We start from the raw sequence: 16713 nt of genomic DNA, 5'->3' as shown, positions 1-16713 counted from the left end.
CAAACCCCTACGGCGTCACCGGCACCACCTGCTGGCCGATGAAGTTGCGCTTGCCATCGAAGTCATAGCCGATCTGCAGCTGGCCCACGTCCGGGCACGCATGGCAGTCGCGCAGCGGCGTGCGGTACAGCAGGCGGATGCCGCCCCCATCCAGCGCCGCGGTACCCGCGGCCTGCGCCGGCGCGAACGGCGTGGCCTGCGGATGCGCCTTGAGCACCTCCTGCACGCCGGGATCGGCGCGCAGCGTGTCGTCCAGCTGCACCGCATCCACGTCGATACGCTTGCCTGCGGCATCGACCAGGCGCGTGCCTTCATTGGTATTGGCGCGGAACGGATACTCGACGGTGGCCACGCCCAGGCCGTCGTGTTCATGCCAGGCGGTCACGTAGGCCAGTTCGCCACCGGTGGACAGCTGCTCGGCCGCAGTGACCGCATCGGCACTGGCCCCACCGGACCGCATCGCATCGCGCAGGCAATCGCGGGTGGCCGCGCTGTCGCCCTGGCGGCAGGCGTTGAGGTCACCATCCCAGACAACGGCCTCGCTCCAGCGCAGCTTGCCATCACCGGTGGCCTTGTCGACGCTGGCGGCGTCATCCTTGGCCGGCGCGCTGCCGGGTTCGGGCGAGCGGCCCTGGCAGGCGGTGAGCAGGGCCAGGCCCAGGGCAGGCAACAACAGGCGGGAACAGCGCATGGCATGGACCTCGTGCAGTGACCGGGGCGCCAGTATCGTCAACGTGCGGTGAACTCCGCGTAGGCGCGGCATACTAGCGGCTCATTGCATACGCTGGAGTGTGGAACGTGGGCAGTCTGCAGGGCAAAACCCTTTTCATCACCGGTGCCTCGCGTGGCATCGGCCTGGCGATCGCGTTGCGCGCCGCGCGTGACGGCGCCAACGTCGCCATTGCCGCCAAGTCGTCGGTGCCCAATCCGAAGCTGCCGGGTACCATCCACAGTGCCGCCGAGGCCGTCACTGCAGCCGGTGGCCAGGGCCTTGCGCTGAAGTGCGACATCCGCGAAGAAGACCAGGTGCAGGCGGCGGTTGCTGCCGCCGTGGACACGTTCGGTGGCATCGACATCCTGGTCAACAACGCCAGCGCCATCTGGTTGCGCGGCACCCTGGACACGCCGATGAAGCGCTTCGACCTGATGCAGCAGGTCAATTCGCGCGGCAGCTTCCTGTGCGCGCAGGCCTGCCTGCCGTACCTGCTGCAGGCGCCGAACCCGCATATCCTGACCCTCGCGCCGCCGCCGAGCCTCGAGCCCAAGTGGTGGGGCGCGCATACCGGCTACACGCTGGCGAAGATGGGCATGAGCTTTGTCACCCTCGGCCTGGCCGCCGAGTTCGGCCCGCAGGGCGTGGCGGTCAATGCGCTGTGGCCGCGCACGGTCATTGCGACCGATGCGATCAACATGATTCCCGGCGTGGACGTCGGTGGCTGCCGCACGCCGCAGATCATGGCCGACGCTGCACACGCGGTGCTGGTGCGCGAGGCGGCCGGTTTCCACGGCCGTTTCCTGATCGATGACGAGGTGCTGGCCGAAGCTGGCGTGACCGATCTTTCCGGGTATGCGGTGGATGCGTCGCGTCCGTTGCTGCCGGATCTGTTCCTGGATTGAGCCTGCCGGTAGGGAAAGGCCGATGGCTGCCGCCTTCGGCCCGCTGCGCTAGAATGCGCGGCTGTAATCGTTTTCAACAGGGATGTGAGCCCATGTCACGTACTCTTTCCATCGCGGCGCTCGCCGCTTCGCTGTCGCTTCTTCTGGCTGCCTGTGGTGGCAAGGCGCCCGCAACTGACGGCGACGCGGGTTCCGCCGGCAAGCCGGAGGCCAGCACGGCGCCGGCTGACGCCCAACAGCAGTTGACCGCAAAGCTCAACGCCTACATCGGCTGCTTCAACGCGCTTGATTCGAAGACGCACGGCAGCATCCAGACCTACACGCGCTGGATCAAGGACGTGGACGCCGGCCCGAGCGGGCGCGAGACGAACGTGTACGGACCGTTCGAGATCGGCGATTACGACATGAAGCAATGCGACGCCCCCGTGACCGAGGCGATGGCTGCCAAGCCGGCGCTTGCCGATCTCGATGCCGCTGCGGGTCGCTATCAGCAGGCGCTGAAGGCCCTGGTGCCGATCAGCAAGGACGCGCACGACTACTACGATCGCCAGGACTACGAAGACGACGGGTTTGCCAAGGGCAAGCAGCTGCACGCGCCATTGATGGCCGCCTTCAAGGATTTCGTCGTTGCCAGTGAAACGTTCAACGCCGAACTGGAGCGCCAGAACGACGCTGCCCAGCGCGAACAGCTCAAGGCACTGGAGCAGGCCGAAGGACGCACCCGCGAGTACTACCGACTGGCGATGATGCTGGAAGCGAAAGCGATCATGGAGATGATGGGCGAGGACGACTTCGACGTGGCCCGGGCACGGGAGCGACTGGACGCCTTCAACCGCATTTCCGACGAAGCGCATGCCAAGGTGGCCGATCAGGAGCCGGGCAAGCTGGACTGGAACAGCTTCGAACGCGAGGCCGAGAACTTCCGCCGCGAAGGCAAGGAGCGGCTGCAGCGGGTCAGCGGCAAGGTTCCGTACACCGATTTCGAGCAGAGGATGCTGGCGTCGCCGTCGATGGCGCCGAGCGGCTCGACCGGGCGACTGCTGCACATCTACAACGCACTGGTGTTCCAGAGCAATCGCCAGTAATCCGGCGCACTGCCCCCACTTTTGTCGCATTCGACCTGGCTGATTGCGACGTGAAGGATGGGGTGTCCCGTCGTCTCATTGGCATCGGCGTCCGCGTATGCGGGCTGTTCCACCGCGCGCGAGAATGTGCGCCGTCTCATATCTGCAAGGAACCGGTTTGAATTCTTCCGCGCGTGTACTTTCTCTGCTTATGCTCGGCGCTGCCGCCGCCCTCTCTGGTTGCAACGGATCGACAGGACTGGCGGTGGCCGATCCGGGCCTGCAGAAGATCAACGCCTACATCGAGTGCTACAACGGCGTCGAACAGCCCATCCAAGAGGGCTTCCAGACCTATACCGCCTGGATCAAGGATCCCGAAGCGGGGCCGACGGGCAAGGAAGCGCAGCCGCGCTCGCCGGGCAAGGTGCTGTCGCATCGTGTCGAGTACTGCGGCCAACCGCTGACCGATGCATTGGCCCGGACGCCGGCCACGCCGCTGGATGAGCCGGTGCGGCAGTACCAGACGGCCTTCCAGTCGTTGTATGCGCTGATCGAACGCGCTGATGGCTATTTCACCCGTGAGGACTATCGGCGCGACAACGGCGAAGGCATGCGCGCGCAGCATGCGCCGCTGATGCAGGCCTACGCTGACTTCTTCAAGGCCAGCGAGGCCCTGGATGCGGCGCTGGAGAAGAACGAGGAGGAGCGCCGTGCCGCGCAGCTCAAGCAGATCGAAGCGGACGAAGGTCGTTCACTGGCGTACTACCACCTGCGCATGATCGGTGACGGCAAGCGCTTGGCGCTGTCGCTGCAGGGAGAGGCGCCGGACCTGCAGGTGGCGCGCACACAGCTGGCCGATTACCAAGCGCTGGTCAAGGAAATGCAGGATGCAGGCGTGGGCAAGGACAACCCGCTGTGGGCGCATGTACAGCGGTCGACGGACGTACTGATCCGGGATGCCGGCCGCCGCGTCGACCGCCTTGCGTCAGGTAAGGCATTCACCGAACGTGAGCGCGAGGAAGAACGGGCATCCAGTGGCCGTGTCGGATCGGCGCCTGCGGGCTCGGAGGCGGCAGTGATGGCCGCCTACAACGATCTGGTGACCACCAGCAATCGCATGAATTGAGCCAGTGGGTCGACTGCGATGGATGGATGCGGGATGCCGCATTCGTCCATCGCGCGGATCTGCTGTGTGCCTTTGGTGGGGCTTCATCCACGCATGGCGTGGATCTACTCCGCTGGCTTCGGTGGGGCCAGCCGTCGGCTGGGCTCATCGTCAGTGGCTGAACGTATCCGGCAGCGGTCCGCCACACTTGCGGCAGTGCCGTGCATCCGGCTCATGGCCTTCCAGCCCGCAGTGCGGGCAGCCACGTGCATCGCGGCGCGCGGCCAGCTCGGCATCGCGCATGGTGCTGGCCAGTTCGGCGGTGTAGATGCCGGTGGGCACGGCGATGATGCTGTAACCGATCAGGATCAGCACCGAGGTGACGAAGCGGCCGAGCACGGTCTGCGGCACGATGTCGCCGAAGCCGACCGTGGCCATCGTCACCACCGCCCAGTACATGCTGCTGGGAATGCTGGTGAAGCCATGGTTCGGTCCCTCGATCACGTACATCAGCGTGCCGGCGATGATCGTGATGGTGACCACCGTGAACAGGAACAGCAGGATCTTGCGCCGACTGCGCCACAGCGACTGCATCAGCACGCCGCTTTCTTCGATGTAGCGGGTCAGCTTGAGGATGCGGAACACGCGCAGGATGCGCAGTGCGCGCACCACCAGCAGGCTCTGCGCACCGGGAATGAACAGCGACAGGTAGGTCGGCAGGATCGAGGCCAGGTCGATGATGCCCCAGATGCTCACCGCGTAGCGCAGCGGGCGCTTGACCACCACCAGCCGCAGCACGTATTCGGCGGTGAACAGGATGGTGAAGCCCCATTCCAGCACGTACAGCCAGTCGGCATGGGCGATGTGGAAGCGCTGCACGCTGTCGAACATCACCACCAGCACGCTGGCGATGATCGCGTAGACCAGCAGCAGGTCGAAATTGCGCGAGGGCCGGCTGTCGTGGCGGTAGATGATGTCGAACCACCGGCGGCGCCAGCCGGTCTCGGTGGCGGGGTTCAGCTGGGGGGCGGAAAACGGTCGCATGCGTGCATTGTGCCGCACGGGTTCCAGCGCGAGAATGGGCATTCCTGAACCCTGCTGACCGCCATGACCGCCGCTACCGATCCGCTGATCTCCCTGTCGCACTACTACCTGCCGGTGTACAAGCCCCGCCAGGTGGTGCTGGAGCGAGGCCAGGGCGCCCGCGTGTGGGACAGCCAGGGCCGTGAGTTCATCGATCTGGCCGCGGGCATCGCCGTGTGCGGCCTGGGCCACAACGACCCGGACCTGGTCGCCGCGCTGGTCGAACAGGCCGGCAAGCTGTGGCACACCAGCAACGTGTTCTACAGCGCGCCGCCGCTGCACCTGGCCGAGGAACTGGTGAAGGCCAGCCGCTTCGCCGAGCGCGTGTTCCTGTGCAACTCCGGCGCCGAAGCCAACGAAGTGGCGATCAAGATGGTCCGCAAGTGGGCCTCCAGCCAGGGCCGCCCGGCCGACAAGCGCGTCATCATCACCTTCCGCGGCAGCTTCCACGGCCGCACCATGGGCGCGGTGACCGCTACCGCCCAGCCGAAGTACCAGGAAGGCTACGAGCCGCTGCCGGGGGGCTTCCGCTACATCGACTTCAACGATGAAGTGCAGCTGGAAACGGCGATGGCCGCTGGCGACGTGGCGGCGGTGATGCTGGAGCCGATCCAGGGCGAGGGCGGGGTGATGCCGGCCAAGTCCGGTTTCCTCAAGCGCGTGCGCGAGCTGTGCGACCAGCACAACGCACTGCTGGTGCTGGACGAGATCCAGGCTGGCATGGGCCGTACCGGTACCTTGTTCGCGCATTGGCAGGATGACGTGGTGCCGGACATGGTGACCCTGGCCAAGGCACTGGGCGGTGGTTTCCCGATCGGCGCGATGCTGGCCGGCCCGAAGGTGGCCGAGACCATGCAGTTCGGTGCCCACGGCACCACCTTCGGCGGCAATCCGCTGGCCGCGGCCGTCGCCCGCGTGGCGCTGCGCAAGCTGGCCTCGGCCGAGATCGCGGCCAATGTCAGCCGCCAGTCGAAGGCGCTGCGCGATGGCTTTGCCCGCATCAACGATGAGTTCAAGGTGTTCAGCGAGGTGCGCGGTCGCGGCCTGATGCTGGGTGCGGTGCTGAGCAAGGAGTTCGCTGGCCAGGCCGGTGCCATCCTCGACCACGCTGCGGAGCAGGGCCTGTTGACCCTGCAGGCTGGCCCGGACGTGCTGCGCTTCGTGCCGTCGCTGAACATCACTGACGAAGAAGTGGCGGAAGGCCTGAAGCGCCTGCGCGCGGCGATTGCCGCGTTCGTCGCCGCGCGCTGATCATTGACCAAGGTAGCGCCGGGCCATGCCCGGCGTTGCTTTTCCGCTGCGCTCGTCGGGCATGGCCCGGCGCTACCGCACCCCGTAGCGCTTCAGCACCTTCCCCAGTCCGCGTCCGTCCTGCACGGTTTCCGCGTGCAGGCCCGCTGCGCGTGCACCGCGCACGTTGACGAACAGGTCATCGACGAACAGCGTGTGCGCCGGTGCCACCTCGAGGGCTGCGAGCGTGCGCAGGAATACCTCCGGTGCAGGCTTGCGCAGGCCGAAGTCCGCGCTGCAGAACACCCGGCCGCGCAGCTTGGGAAACAGCTCCGGCAGCAGCGTCGGCAGCGCCTGCGTCATCAAGGCACCATTGTTGGTCAGCACCGCCATCGGCACCCGCAGGGCGTTCAGCCGTTGCAGCACGGCGTGCTGCGGGTGGCTGGCCGCGTGCCGGGCGGCGATCCAGGTGTGCAGCGTTACCGTTGTGCCGAGCCGTTCGCCCAGCTGGGCCAGATAGCGCGCGCCATCCAGCGTACCGCTGTCGTGTGCGGCTTCGAGCCCGCTGTCGTACAGCGCGGCCTGCACGTGCGCGGTCGGCACGCCCAGCGCCTGCGCCAGATGCAGCACGCGCTGTGCGCGCTGGTAGTGCAGCAGCACGCCATCAACATCGAGCAGGAGAAGATCGATCCGCATCGGTCGAGCATGCCATTGCCGTATCCCCGCGCAAACCCTGGACCACCACTGCGACACACGGTCGCAGCCGGGTGGCCAGGTGTCTGCCTAGAATGACCACCGAACCTGCAGGAGACGCGACGATGAAGGCTTGGATGGTAGCGGTGGGGCTGGGTGCGCTGATGCTGGCGCCATCGGCGATGGCGCGCGTATGTGCGGTGAGCATCGACAGCACCGACCAGATGAGCTTCAGCAGCCGGGAGATCAAGGTGGCCGCCGATTGCAGCGAAATCGACCTGACCCTGCGCCACACCGGCAGGCTGGCCGCCACCGCGATGGGCCACAACTGGGTGCTGACCCGCACCGCCGACTACCAGCCGGTGGCGATGGCAGGCATGCGCATGACCCTGGCCGACAGCTACCTGCCGAAGGCCGACAAGCGCGTGCTGGCCCACACCAAGGTGATCGGTGGTGGCGAGACCGCCCGCGTGCGTTTTTCCACGAAGGGCATGCAGAAGGGCGGCGATTACACCTTCTTCTGCTCGTTCCCCGGCCACTTCGCGATGATGAAGGGCAAGTTCGTCTTCGGTTGAGTGCGCAGCAGCCACGCATGGCGTGGCTCTACTCCAGAGACGCAGCTCAGTAGATCCACGCCATGCGTGGATGAAGCACATCGATCCAGTAGATCCACGCCATGCGTGGATGAGGCACGTCGATCCAGTAGATCCACGCCATGCGTGGATGAAGCACATCGATCCAGTAGATCCACGCCATGCGTGGATGAAGCACGTCGATCCAGTAGATCCACGCCATGCGTGGATGAGGGCAGGCAGTGCCGACCACGGTCGGCACCTACCAGGCCGGGGTTCAGCCCTTGGCCGCCTTGAACGCCACGCGTGCCGCTGCCAGCGTGGCCTCGATCACGTCATCGTCGTGTGCGCTGGACAGGAAGCCGGCCTCGTACGCCGACGGTGCCAGGAACACACCCTGGTCCAGCATCGCGTGGAAGAAGCGGTTGAACGCCGGGATGTCGCAGGCCGTGGCCTGGGCGTAGGTCTCCACCTTCTCAGCGGTGAAGAACAGCCCGAACATCGCGCCCACCTGGGTGGTGGTCACCGCTACGCCTGCATCGGCGGCGGCGGCTTCCAGCCCCGCGCACAGGCGTGCGGCGCGCGCGCTCAGATCGTCGTGGAAACCCGGCTGCTGGATCAGCTCCAGCATGGCCAGGCCGGCGGCCATCGCCACCGGGTTGCCGCTGAGCGTGCCGGCCTGGTAGATCGGGCCAGCGGGCGCGATCTGCTGCATCAGCTCGCGGCGGCCGCCGTAGGCGCCCACCGGCATGCCGCCACCGATGATCTTGCCGAAGGTGGTCAGGTCCGGGCTGATACCGTAGTGCGCCTGCGCACCGCCAAGGGCAACGCGGAAACCGGTCATCACTTCGTCGAAGATCAGCAGCGCGCCATGCTGCGTGCACAGCGCGCGCAGGTGCTGCAGGTAGCCTTCGCGGGGCGGAATGCAGTTGGCGTTGCCCACCACCGGCTCGATGATCAGGCCGGCGATCTCGCTGCCGCGTGCGTCGAACAGGGCGGTGGCCGCCTCGAAGTCGTTGTAGGGCAGGGTCAGGGTCAGTTCGCTCAGGCCGGCCGGCACGCCGGGCGAGGTCGGCACGCCCAGGGTCAGCATGCCGCTGCCGGCCTTGACCAGGAACGAGTCGCCGTGGCCGTGGTAGCAGCCTTCGAACTTGACGATGCAGCTGCGGCCGGTGGCACCGCGCGCCAGGCGGATCGCCGACAGGGTGGCTTCGGTACCGGAGTTGACCATGCGCACCATCTCGCACGACGGCACCAGCCGGGTGATGGTCTCGGCCATGGTCACTTCCGCTGCGCACGGCGCACCGAAGGACAGGCCGTTGTCGATCGCCTTCTTCACCGCCTGGCGTACGGCGGTGTGGTTGTGGCCGACGATCATCGGGCCCCACGATCCCACGTAGTCGATGTAGCGGTTGCCGTCGACGTCGTACAGGTAGGCGCCGTCAGCGCGCTCGACGAAGAAGGGTTCGCCGCCGACCGACTTGAACGCGCGCACCGGTGAGTTGACGCCGCCAGGCAGCAATTCCTGGGCGCGGGAGAACAGGGCGTGGGACTGGTCGTGGTTCATGGGGTTTCCTGGGGGTTACTGCTGCGTATCGAATCGGGCGAGGTAGGCGCGCTGGGTCGCGACCGGGTCCTGCGCGGCGTAGATGCCGCTGACCACGGCCAGCAGGTCGGCGCCGGCATCGATGATGGGACCGACATTGTCCGGGCTCAGGCCACCAATCGCCACCCGCGGCACGCCCAGTGCGGCGCTTTGCCGCAGCAGGTCGGGGTGGGCGCGGCTGCTGGTGACCTTGGTGGTGGTGGGGAAGAACGCGCCGAAGGCCACGTAGCTGGCGCCGGCCGCCACGGCACGCTCGGCGTTGGCCAGCTGGTCGTAGCAGGAGGCGCCGATGATGGCGTCCGGGCCGAGCAGGCTGCGCGCGGCGCCGATGTCACCGTCGGTGCCGCCCAGGTGCACGCCCGCCGCGCCGATGGCCTGGGCAAGCTCGGGGTCGTCGTTGACGATCAGCGGCACGCCGTGGGCGGCGCACAAGGCCTGCAGCGCCGTGGCCTGTTCCCGCCGCAGGGCATCGCTGGCGGTCTTGTTGCGGTACTGCAGCCAGGTGGCGCCGGCGGCGAGCAGCGGCGCGGTGCGCGCCAGCAGGCGGGCGGTATCGGGTTCATCGGGGGTGATCAGGTAGACGCCGCGGGGCGCCGGGGAAGCAGAAGTCATCGATGGCTACCGGTGAGTGGACCGCGATGGGACAATGGCGGCCCGTGAATCCAGCCCTGATTATCCGATGAGCGAAGCCACCCCCACCACCCTGCGTACCTGGATGTGCGTGGTCTGCGGATTCCTGTACCGCGAAGCGGATGGGCTGCCGGAAGAGGGCATCGCCCCGGGTACGCGCTGGGAAGACATTCCCGAGACCTGGACCTGCCCGGATTGTGGCGTGACCAAGGACGATTTCGAGATGGTCGAGATCGATTGATCGCAATCGCCGCCGGGCATGGCCCGGCGCTACCGGTGGGGCGGATCGTTGGCGGTGGGGGCGGACCGTTGGTCCGCACACCGGACAACCTCAATGCAGCCGCGGTACCGGGCCGCCCAGGTCGATCAGCTTCTCGCGCAGCCATTGCGCGTCGCTGGCCTCGGGGTTGCGCTTGAGGTACAGGCCCAGGTCGTTGCGCGCGCCGGCCAGGTAGTCCAGCTGCAGGTAGGCCAGGCCGCGATCGCGCAGGGCATCGTCCTGTTCGGGGGCAAGCTTGAGCAGGCGGTCGGCACTGCGCGCGGCACGATCCCACTCGCTGGCCTCGGCATAGACCCCATGCAGGTTGCGCAGCATGCGGATCAGGATCGCGCGGCTCGGTGCAGGATCGAGGATCTGCGCCAGCACCTGGTCGTCGGGCATCTGCCCGCCCAGGTGTGATTTGGCGCGTTCGCGCAGTTCGTCCACGTCCAGCGGCCGGCCCCCATTGAACGGGTCCATCACCAGCACGCCATCGTCAACCGGCAGGCGCACCAGGAAATGACCGGGGAATGACACGCCGTCCAACGGAATGCCCAGCCGTCGCGCCACCTCCATCTGCACCAGTGCCAGCGAGATCGGATTGCCCAGACGGCGCTCGAAGACCTGGTTGAGGTAGCTGTTGCGCGGGTCGTAGTACTCCTGGTGGTCGCCGCTGTAGCCCAGCTCATCGAACAGATGCCGGTTGATGGCCGCCATCTTCAGCGGGCTGTGCTCGATGCTGTCCACCTCGGCGCGCAGGTGCTCGACGTGGCTCTGCACCAGCGCATCGTAGGTCGACGGCTGCAGATCGGGATATTCATCGCGCGCGATCAGCAGCGCGGTCGGCAGCAGTGGCAGCGCCTCGTCGTCGAAGTCGGCCAGTGCATCCCAGTCGGGGAGTGTGATCCGGTCCTGCATGTCCACAGACTGGCGGCAATCGCAGGCGGTTTCAAGCAGCGTGGCGTGAATTCATCATCCCCCACGTGTCCCCATCCACGCATGGCGTGGATCTACCGTGTCGACCAAGGTCGACACCCACCAACAGCGGCAGGAAGCTGTCAGAGGTGGGCGGTGTGGGCTTGCAGGCCCGCAGGCGCCATGGATGGCGCCTACGAGCCCCCAGGGATGGGTTTACGGCGTGTCCTGCAAGCCCACACCGCCCCACCATGCCTCGATAACCCAGCTCTTGCTTTTGATGTTGATTCGGCGGGTGCCGGGCGCAGCCCGGCCGCCCCCTACTTCTCGATGCCCGGGCCGAAGATCAGCTCGGTGCCATCCTTCAGCTTGAGCTTCTCCGCCTGGCCGGCATTGAGTTCCAGCACGAAGCGTGCCGGGCCACCGCTGGGGTAGGGCGGGCACATGTCACCGGCCGAGCACGGCGGCACGTCGCGCTGCTGGCTCACCAGCCGCCGCTCGCTGTCGAAGTACAGGATGTCCAGCGCGATCTTGGTGTTCTTCATCCAGTACGCCTGCATTTCCTCGCGGTCATGCACGAACAGCATGCCGTGGTCCTCGGCCATCTGGTCGCGGAACATCAACCCGCGCGCACGGGTTTCATCGTTGGTGGCCAGTTCAACGTCATAGCGCGCACCATCAAGTTCCACCCAGTGGCGGGCAGCATCGGTGGCGCAGCCGGTCAGGGCCAGCAGCGGGAGCATCAGCAGTGAGCGCAGCAACGACATCGTCAGGGTCCTTCGAAAGGGTCAGAGCACGATCGGCGGCTCGCCGCCGACGATCACCACATCGGCACGGCGCCGTGCGAACAGGCCGACGCAGACCACGCCCGGCAGCTGGTTGAGCTCACGCTCGAGCTTTTCCGGATCGGTGATCTGCAGGTTGTGGATGTCCAGGATCTGGTTGCCGTTGTCGGTCACCACGCCCTCGCGCCAGGTCGGCTGGCCGCCGGTCATGTCGCGGATCTGGCGGGCAACCAGGCTGCGGGCCATCGGGATCACTTCCACCGGCAGCGGGAACCTGCCCAGCACCGGTACCTGCTTGCTCGGGTCCACGATGCAGACGAAGCGCTCGCTGGCCTCGGCGATGATCTTCTCGCGGGTCAGCGCAGCGCCGCCGCCCTTGATCAGGCACTTGCCGGGATCGCACTCGTCGGCGCCATCCACGTACAGCGACAGGGTGCCGGTGTGGTTCAGCTCGATCACCTCGATGCCATGCTGCTTCAGGCGCGCGGTGCTCTGTTCGGAACTGGACACCGCACCCTTGATGCGATGCTGGATGCGGGCCAGCGCATCAATGAAATAGGCGACGGTGGAACCGGTGCCGACACCGACGATCATGCCGTCTTCGACGTACTCGATGGCCTTTTCGGCGGCCAGGCGCTTGGCTTCAGACATTGCGGAGAGCTCTCAGGCAGGGAATCAGGATTTCTTTTCCAGCGACAGCAGCAGCTTCCACTGCGCAGCGGTCACCGGGAACACCGACAGGCGGTTGCCCTTGGCAACCAGCGGGAAGCCTTCGCCGAGTTCCTCGGCATGCAGCTTGATCTCGTCCAGCGCGATCACCTGCTTCAGCTTGCGGTCGAAGGCCACGTCCACCAGCATCCAGCGCGGGTTCTCGCGTGTGCTCTTGGGATCGTGGTAGTCGGATTTCGGATCGAACTGGGTGTCGTCCGGGTATGCCGCGCTGGCCACCGTGGCCAGGCCGACGATGCCGGGCACCTTGGTATTGGAGTGGTAGAACAGGATGCCGTCACCGACCTGCATGCCATCGCGCATGAAATTGCGCGCCTGGTAGTTGCGCACGCCGTTCCAGGGTTCAACCTTGACCTTGGCCAGGTCGTCGATGGAAAAGGCGTCCGGTTCGGACTTCATCAGCCAGTAGCGCTTGCGGGCGGTCATGCGTTCACGGGGGCAGCGGAAGGGAGCAGGGTGCCGGCTTCAGTGCAGATCGCATCCACCGGCACGTCCCAGGACGCCACCGGCAAGGACTCGACCTGCTGCACCGAGAATGCCGCGCCGACCAGCCAGGGTGGCGCCGGCCGATCATGGCGGAAGGCGAAGCTGCGATCATACCAGCCACCTCCCATGCCCAGCCGCCGGCACCGTGCGTCGAAGCCCACCAGCGGCGTCACCACCAGGGCCATCTGCGCCGGTTCCAGCGTGTCTTCGAGGGCGATGTCCGGTTCGGGAATGCCGTAGCGGTTGCTGGTCAACGGTTGGCCGGGGCGCCAGGGCGCGAAGCGCAGCACGTCGCCGTGCAGCACCGGCAGGCAGTAGGTCAAGCGATCGGGCAGCTGCAGTTGCCAGCGATGCAGGGCGATTTCGCCATCCAGCGCCCAGTAGCCGGCCACGGCGCCTTCGCGCGGGGCGAACGGCAGCGCCAGCAGCGCATCGGCCAGCGATTCGGCAGCGGCGATACGGGCGGGGGCGGAAAGGTCGCGGCGGCGTTGCCGCAGGTCGTGGCGCAGGGCCTGTCGCGGGTCGGTCATGGCAGCGTGCGGCAAGGATCAGCCGTCATTGTGCCGGAAAGAACAAGGGCGACGCCCGAAGACGCCGCCCTTGCTGGAATATTGCATTCTCCGCAATGTCGATGCATGCGAAACGACCTTGAACCCGGGGGCTCAAGTGGGAACGCTGGAGAACCATCGGGCTTCCCGCTGCAAGGCGGACCTGCACTCCCGGCGCTGTCGCGCTCCCGGTGTCGTTCTTAAGGGACAAGGCGAATGTTTGCACATGCCGTCGAGTACCGCAGAGAACGCGTGGCCATTATAACTACCGCGCGTGATCTGGATAGGCCGTTCGTCGGCAACAGTGCGTGCCAATTCAGAAAAGAGAAGGCGCATTCCGCGCCTATCTCAGGTGCTGCTGTCGATCGCCCGGTCCAGGCGCCGGTTCAGGTCGGCCAGGGTCTGTTGCAGGGCGACCGCCTGGCGGGCGTTCTCATCGCGCAGCAGCTGCAGTTCGTGTGCCAGGTTGAGTGCCGCCAGCACCGCGATGCGGTCCACTGCGGCCATCCGGTTGCTGCCGCGGATCTCGCGCATGCGCGCATCCAGCAGGCGGGCGGCCGCCATCAGGCTGTCGCGTTCATCGCCACCAACGCCGACCGTGTATTCGCGGTCTAGGATACGGACGCTGACCGGTTCGGCACTCATGTGTGCTGCTCCAGGGATTTGAGCCGGGTGATCATCGCTTCCACCCGCGAACGCGCCTGCTCGTTCTTGGCCAGCAGCGTCGAGCGCTCGGCCACCAGCTGTTCCTGCTGGTGGCGCAGGCTGCGGTTCTCCTCGGCCAGCCGCTGGTTGCGGTCGAGCAACGCCTCCACACGGGCGGCGAAGGCCTGCAGCTGGGCAAGGGGATCGGCGGGTTCCATGCCCGCACGATAGGCAAGCCGGGTCAGGGCGGTCAAGCACTGTCGCAGCAGGGCCCGGCGGCTACGGAGAGCAGGCGGACACATTGCTACACTACCGGGCTCACGGGCGCGCGCGTGCGCGCTCCGCAGTTTCCCTTCCGAACGAGCCGCACGATGACCGAACTTCCCTCCGTCGACGACGTTACCCGCGCCAGCCAGGAACTGGGCCTGGGCGCCACTGCTGCCGAGCTGCATGGCGGGCTGTGCGGCTGGCTGGCCGCTGGTGGTGCTCCTGGCAACGATTGGCCGGCGCGCGTGCTGGCCGACGACAATCTGCCGCAGGTGGCTGCCGACAGTGCGCTGGCGCAGTTGCTGGAGGCCACCATCAAGCAGCTGGAAGACCGGGACTTCGCCTTCGAGCTGCTGTTGACCGACAGCAGCGACGTGGCCGCGCAGGCGGACGCCATGTTCAGCTGGACCCGTTCCTTCCTGGGCGGCTTCGGCCTGGGCAGTGGCGGCCACCGGCCGGCCTTGTCCGAAGAAGGCGAGGAGGCGCTGAACGACCTGGCCAGCCTGGCCCGTGCCTCGAGCGAGGATTTTGAAGCGGGCGGTGATGACGACGACGAAGCCCTGTCGGAGATCGAGGAGTTCATCCGCGTGGCGGTGCTGCTGCTGCACGGTGACGTGGTGCTGGCCGCGCGCCATCGGCAGCGCCTGAACTGATGGATATCAAGCAGCGCACCGGCATCGCTGCCGGCGAGTACAAGCGTCGTCGCCGGCAGTTGATGGACATGGCGGGCGAAGACGCGATCCTGGTGCTGCCGGCGGCATCTGAGAAGGTGCGCAGCCTTGATACCCATTATCCGTACCGGCAGGATTCGGATTTCCAGTACCTGAGCGGCTTTCCGGAGCCGGAAGCGGTACTGGTGCTGATTCCCGGCCGGCGCCACGGCGAAGCGATCCTGTTCTGCCGCGAGCGCGATCCCGAGCGCGAAGCCTGGGATGGCGGTCGCGCCGGCCAAGAAGGCGCCGTGGCGCAGTTCGCGATGGACGATGCCTACCCGATCACCGACCTGGACGACATCCTGCCGGGCCTGCTGGAAGGGCGTTCGCGGGTGTACTACCACTTCGGCCGCGATGCGGATTTCGACCTGAAGCTGATCGGCTGGGTGAACCGCGTACGTTCGCAGGTGCGTCATGGTGCGCAGCCGCCGCATGAATTCCTGGAACTGGGCCATCTGCTGCACGAGCAGCGGTTGTTCAAGTCCGGTGCCGAGGTGGCGTTGATGCAGCGTGCGGCCGACATCAGTGTGCTGGCGCATCGCGCGGCCATGCAGCATGCGAAGGCGGGCATCCACGAGTACGAACTGCAGGCCGAACTGGAGCGGGTGTTCCGTGCCAACGACGCGGTGCCTGCGTACTGCAGCATCGTCGGTGCCGGCCGCAACGCCTGCATCCTGCATTACCGCGACAACAACGCACGCTCGCGCGACGGTGAACTGGTGTTGATCGATGCCGGCGCCGAGTACCGCGGCTACGCCAGTGACATCACCCGTACGTTCCCGGTCAATGGTCGTTTCAGCGCCGAGCAGCGCGCGCTGCATGATCTGGTGGGTGCCGCGCAGGCGGCGGCGCTGGCTCAGGCCAAACCGGGTGTGGCGTACGAAATGGGCCATCTGGCGGCGGTGCAGACCCTCACCGAGGGGTTGCTGCAGCTGGGCCTGTTGAAGGGCACGCTGGAAAAGAATCTCACCGAAGGCTTGTACCAGCGCTTCTACCGGCACAAGACCGGGCACTGGATCGGGCTGGATGTGCACGACGTAGGTGACTACCGCCTGGCCGGCGATTCGCGTCTGCTGGAGCCGGGCATGGCCTTCACCATCGAGCCGGGGCTGTACATCGGCGTGGACGACACGACGGTGGAACCGCGTTGGCGCGGCATCGGCATTCGTACCGAAGATGACGTGCTGATCACCGATGACGGGCATCGGGTGTTGACCGAAGGGCTGGAGCGTAGCGCCGACGAGATCGAAGCGTTGATGGCGGGGTAAGGGTGTTTCTGCAGGGCTTGCAGCCCTGCACCCGCTACAAGCCAGAGCAACAGCAACAGCGGCATTCCGTGGGATGGCGGGGTACTGTGGGTTTGCGGGGCCGCCGCAAGTACGTCCTTGTAGGCTTGGTCGCCGCATCCATGCGGCTCACACCCCGCAAACCCACAGTACCCCGCCTTCGACAGTTTCCCGCGGTTGTTGGTAACGGCGGTTGTCGGCACGCGGGACTATTGGTAGGTGTCGACCTTGGTCGACACGGAGCGAGCGCAGCAGGCGACCCGCTTCTGCTTTTCTTTTTTCTTTCCGTGGTTGGACGCGCGCAAGGAACTGTCAAAGGCGGGGTACGAGGGGTTTTGGCAGGGCTTGCAGCCCTGCATCCGCTACAAGCCAGAGTAACAGCGACAGCAACAGCAACAGCGGCATTCCGTGGGATGGCGGGGTACTGTGGGTTTGCGGGGCCGCCGCAAGTACGTCCTTGTAGGCTTGGTCGCCGCATCC

General features: G+C 66.5%; 21 protein-coding genes and 1 other RNA gene. 8 read left to right on the top strand and 14 right to left on the bottom strand.

The genetic code is table 11. The annotated features are described in order from the left end of the window. Window positions 1-7 precede the first annotated feature (7 nt). Entirely contained in the window at window positions 8-691 is a 684-nt protein-coding gene (locus ABIA73_RS18930; RefSeq protein WP_025874183.1) for a hypothetical protein, read from the bottom strand. A 107-nt stretch (window positions 692-798) separates the two neighbouring features. Here ABIA73_RS18930 and ABIA73_RS18925 point away from each other — a divergent pair, with 107 nt between their 5' ends. The 3 genes from ABIA73_RS18925 to ABIA73_RS18915 all read left to right on the top strand — a co-directional run bounded on the left by ABIA73_RS18925 (window position 799) and on the right by ABIA73_RS18915 (window position 3807). Next, window positions 799-1617, top strand: coding sequence for an SDR family oxidoreductase (locus ABIA73_RS18925; protein WP_059065008.1), 819 nt, complete (start codon window positions 799-801; stop codon window positions 1615-1617). Window positions 1618-1709: 92 nt separating this feature from the next. Beyond that, complete coding sequence (locus ABIA73_RS18920) at window positions 1710-2702, top strand: YiiG family protein (RefSeq protein WP_025874185.1); 993 nt, start codon at window positions 1710-1712, stop codon at window positions 2700-2702. Between the two features lie 190 nt (window positions 2703-2892). Continuing rightward, window positions 2893-3807, top strand: a complete 915-nt coding sequence (locus tag ABIA73_RS18915; protein ID WP_425603212.1) for a YiiG family protein — start codon at window positions 2893-2895, stop codon at window positions 3805-3807. 150 nt (window positions 3808-3957) lie between these two features. On the opposite strand, the gene ABIA73_RS18910 is transcribed toward ABIA73_RS18915, so the two are convergent. Next, window positions 3958-4830 (bottom strand): ion transporter, encoded by an 873-nt coding sequence (locus tag ABIA73_RS18910; RefSeq protein ID WP_025874187.1) that lies wholly within the window; start codon window positions 4828-4830, stop codon window positions 3958-3960. A gap of 63 nt (window positions 4831-4893) precedes the next feature. On the opposite strand from ABIA73_RS18910, the gene ABIA73_RS18905 reads away from it, so the two are divergent. Then, entirely contained in the window at window positions 4894-6120 is a 1227-nt protein-coding gene (locus tag ABIA73_RS18905; protein ID WP_088101212.1) for an acetylornithine transaminase, read from the top strand. A gap of 72 nt (window positions 6121-6192) precedes the next feature. Here the strand turns inward: ABIA73_RS18905 and ABIA73_RS18900 are convergent, their stop codons facing one another. Continuing rightward, the gene (locus tag ABIA73_RS18900) at window positions 6193-6795 is read right to left on the bottom strand and encodes an HAD-IA family hydrolase (RefSeq protein ID WP_354276156.1); all 603 of its coding nucleotides are present in this window, start codon (window positions 6793-6795) and stop codon (window positions 6193-6195) included. 122 nt (window positions 6796-6917) lie between these two features. On the opposite strand from ABIA73_RS18900, the gene azu reads away from it, so the two are divergent. Continuing rightward, window positions 6918-7367 (top strand): azurin, encoded by a 450-nt coding sequence (azu, locus tag ABIA73_RS18895; protein ID WP_033831930.1) that lies wholly within the window; start codon window positions 6918-6920, stop codon window positions 7365-7367. A gap of 46 nt (window positions 7368-7413) precedes the next feature. Here azu and ABIA73_RS18890 read toward each other — a convergent pair whose 3' ends face one another. The 3 genes from ABIA73_RS18890 to thiE are packed head-to-tail and all read right to left on the bottom strand — an operon-like array spanning window position 7414 to window position 9582. Then, window positions 7414-7587: a hypothetical protein gene (locus ABIA73_RS18890; protein WP_354276155.1), complete on the bottom strand. Its 174-nt coding sequence runs from the start codon at window positions 7585-7587 to the stop codon at window positions 7414-7416. Between the two features lie 54 nt (window positions 7588-7641). Next, window positions 7642-8931 (bottom strand): glutamate-1-semialdehyde 2,1-aminomutase, encoded by a 1290-nt coding sequence (gene hemL / locus ABIA73_RS18885; protein ID WP_025874191.1) that lies wholly within the window; start codon window positions 8929-8931, stop codon window positions 7642-7644. Between the two features lie 15 nt (window positions 8932-8946). Continuing rightward, window positions 8947-9582, bottom strand: coding sequence for a thiamine phosphate synthase (thiE, locus tag ABIA73_RS18880; protein WP_088101054.1), 636 nt, complete (start codon window positions 9580-9582; stop codon window positions 8947-8949). A 34-nt stretch (window positions 9583-9616) separates the two neighbouring features. Between thiE and ABIA73_RS18875 the strand changes: the two genes are divergently transcribed. After that, on the top strand, window positions 9617-9841 hold the full coding sequence (locus ABIA73_RS18875) for a rubredoxin (protein WP_025874193.1): 225 nt from the start codon (window positions 9617-9619) through the stop codon (window positions 9839-9841). 90 nt (window positions 9842-9931) lie between these two features. On the opposite strand, the gene ABIA73_RS18870 is transcribed toward ABIA73_RS18875, so the two are convergent. The 8 genes from ABIA73_RS18870 to ABIA73_RS18835 form a co-directional block, all read right to left on the bottom strand. After that, the gene (locus ABIA73_RS18870) at window positions 9932-10777 is read right to left on the bottom strand and encodes a SirB1 family protein (protein ID WP_025874194.1); all 846 of its coding nucleotides are present in this window, start codon (window positions 10775-10777) and stop codon (window positions 9932-9934) included. A gap of 317 nt (window positions 10778-11094) precedes the next feature. Continuing rightward, window positions 11095-11541, bottom strand: a complete 447-nt coding sequence (locus ABIA73_RS18865) for a DUF192 domain-containing protein (protein WP_025874195.1) — start codon at window positions 11539-11541, stop codon at window positions 11095-11097. Between the two features lie 21 nt (window positions 11542-11562). Further along, a complete protein-coding gene (rpiA, locus tag ABIA73_RS18860; RefSeq protein WP_032976728.1) occupies window positions 11563-12210 on the bottom strand; it encodes a ribose-5-phosphate isomerase RpiA in 648 nt (215 codons plus the stop codon). Window positions 12211-12234: 24 nt separating this feature from the next. Further along, window positions 12235-12714, bottom strand: coding sequence for an EVE domain-containing protein (locus ABIA73_RS18855; protein ID WP_025874197.1), 480 nt, complete (start codon window positions 12712-12714; stop codon window positions 12235-12237). Next, the gene (locus ABIA73_RS18850; RefSeq protein ID WP_032976727.1) at window positions 12711-13304 is read right to left on the bottom strand and encodes a 5-formyltetrahydrofolate cyclo-ligase; all 594 of its coding nucleotides are present in this window, start codon (window positions 13302-13304) and stop codon (window positions 12711-12713) included. Before ABIA73_RS18850 ends, ABIA73_RS18855 begins: the two co-directional genes overlap by 4 nt. A gap of 83 nt (window positions 13305-13387) precedes the next feature. After that, window positions 13388-13573, bottom strand: a non-coding RNA gene (gene ssrS, locus ABIA73_RS18845) — 6S RNA. Window positions 13574-13670: 97 nt separating this feature from the next. After that, the gene (locus tag ABIA73_RS18840; protein WP_025874199.1) at window positions 13671-13967 is read right to left on the bottom strand and encodes a cell division protein ZapA; all 297 of its coding nucleotides are present in this window, start codon (window positions 13965-13967) and stop codon (window positions 13671-13673) included. Then, entirely contained in the window at window positions 13964-14185 is a 222-nt protein-coding gene (locus tag ABIA73_RS18835; RefSeq protein WP_025874200.1) for a TIGR02449 family protein, read from the bottom strand. Before ABIA73_RS18835 ends, ABIA73_RS18840 begins: the two co-directional genes overlap by 4 nt. 153 nt (window positions 14186-14338) lie before the next feature. On the opposite strand from ABIA73_RS18835, the gene ABIA73_RS18830 reads away from it, so the two are divergent. Both ABIA73_RS18830 and ABIA73_RS18825 read left to right on the top strand, forming a co-directional pair. Continuing rightward, a complete protein-coding gene (locus ABIA73_RS18830; RefSeq protein WP_059064996.1) occupies window positions 14339-14887 on the top strand; it encodes a YecA/YgfB family protein in 549 nt (182 codons plus the stop codon). A gap of 5 nt (window positions 14888-14892) precedes the next feature. Next, window positions 14893-16215 (top strand): aminopeptidase P N-terminal domain-containing protein, encoded by a 1323-nt coding sequence (locus tag ABIA73_RS18825; RefSeq protein ID WP_248149062.1) that lies wholly within the window; start codon window positions 14893-14895, stop codon window positions 16213-16215. The last annotated feature ends 498 nt before the right edge of the window (window positions 16216-16713 follow it).

The sequence above is a fragment of the Stenotrophomonas sp. 2694 genome (assembly GCF_040548715.1).
GTDB lineage: Bacteria > Pseudomonadota > Gammaproteobacteria > Xanthomonadales > Xanthomonadaceae > Stenotrophomonas > Stenotrophomonas indicatrix.
Note: the sequence above shows the minus strand (reverse complement) of the source record. Positions and strands in the feature narration are given on the sequence as shown.

Excerpts from the sequence above, each read along its gene's own strand:
- hemL (WP_025874191.1), bottom strand. The coding sequence starts at position 8,931 with ATGAACCACGACCAGTCCCACGCCCTGTTCTCCCGCGCCCAGGAATTG.
- ABIA73_RS18890 (WP_354276155.1), bottom strand. The coding sequence starts at position 7,587 with ATGGCGTGGATCTACTGGATCGACGTGCTTCATCCACGCATGGCGTGG.
- ABIA73_RS18875 (WP_025874193.1), top strand. The coding sequence starts at position 9,617 with ATGGCGGCCCGTGAATCCAGCCCTGATTATCCGATGAGCGAAGCCACC.
- rpiA (WP_032976728.1), bottom strand. The coding sequence starts at position 12,210 with ATGTCTGAAGCCAAGCGCCTGGCCGCCGAAAAGGCCATCGAGTACGTC.
- ABIA73_RS18840 (WP_025874199.1), bottom strand. The coding sequence starts at position 13,967 with ATGAGTGCCGAACCGGTCAGCGTCCGTATCCTAGACCGCGAATACACG.
- ABIA73_RS18930 (WP_025874183.1), bottom strand. The coding sequence starts at position 691 with ATGCGCTGTTCCCGCCTGTTGTTGCCTGCCCTGGGCCTGGCCCTGCTC.
- ABIA73_RS18905 (WP_088101212.1), top strand. The coding sequence starts at position 4,894 with ATGACCGCCGCTACCGATCCGCTGATCTCCCTGTCGCACTACTACCTG.
- ABIA73_RS18910 (WP_025874187.1), bottom strand. The coding sequence starts at position 4,830 with ATGCGACCGTTTTCCGCCCCCCAGCTGAACCCCGCCACCGAGACCGGC.
- thiE (WP_088101054.1), bottom strand. The coding sequence starts at position 9,582 with ATGACTTCTGCTTCCCCGGCGCCCCGCGGCGTCTACCTGATCACCCCC.
- ABIA73_RS18850 (WP_032976727.1), bottom strand. The coding sequence starts at position 13,304 with ATGACCGACCCGCGACAGGCCCTGCGCCACGACCTGCGGCAACGCCGC.
- ABIA73_RS18835 (WP_025874200.1), bottom strand. The coding sequence starts at position 14,185 with ATGGAACCCGCCGATCCCCTTGCCCAGCTGCAGGCCTTCGCCGCCCGT.
- azu (WP_033831930.1), top strand. The coding sequence starts at position 6,918 with ATGAAGGCTTGGATGGTAGCGGTGGGGCTGGGTGCGCTGATGCTGGCG.
- ABIA73_RS18920 (WP_025874185.1), top strand. The coding sequence starts at position 1,710 with ATGTCACGTACTCTTTCCATCGCGGCGCTCGCCGCTTCGCTGTCGCTT.
- ABIA73_RS18830 (WP_059064996.1), top strand. The coding sequence starts at position 14,339 with ATGACCGAACTTCCCTCCGTCGACGACGTTACCCGCGCCAGCCAGGAA.
- ABIA73_RS18915 (WP_425603212.1), top strand. The coding sequence starts at position 2,893 with ATGCTCGGCGCTGCCGCCGCCCTCTCTGGTTGCAACGGATCGACAGGA.
- ABIA73_RS18855 (WP_025874197.1), bottom strand. The coding sequence starts at position 12,714 with ATGACCGCCCGCAAGCGCTACTGGCTGATGAAGTCCGAACCGGACGCC.
- ABIA73_RS18865 (WP_025874195.1), bottom strand. The coding sequence starts at position 11,541 with ATGTCGTTGCTGCGCTCACTGCTGATGCTCCCGCTGCTGGCCCTGACC.
- ABIA73_RS18870 (WP_025874194.1), bottom strand. The coding sequence starts at position 10,777 with ATGCAGGACCGGATCACACTCCCCGACTGGGATGCACTGGCCGACTTC.
- ABIA73_RS18900 (WP_354276156.1), bottom strand. The coding sequence starts at position 6,795 with ATGCGGATCGATCTTCTCCTGCTCGATGTTGATGGCGTGCTGCTGCAC.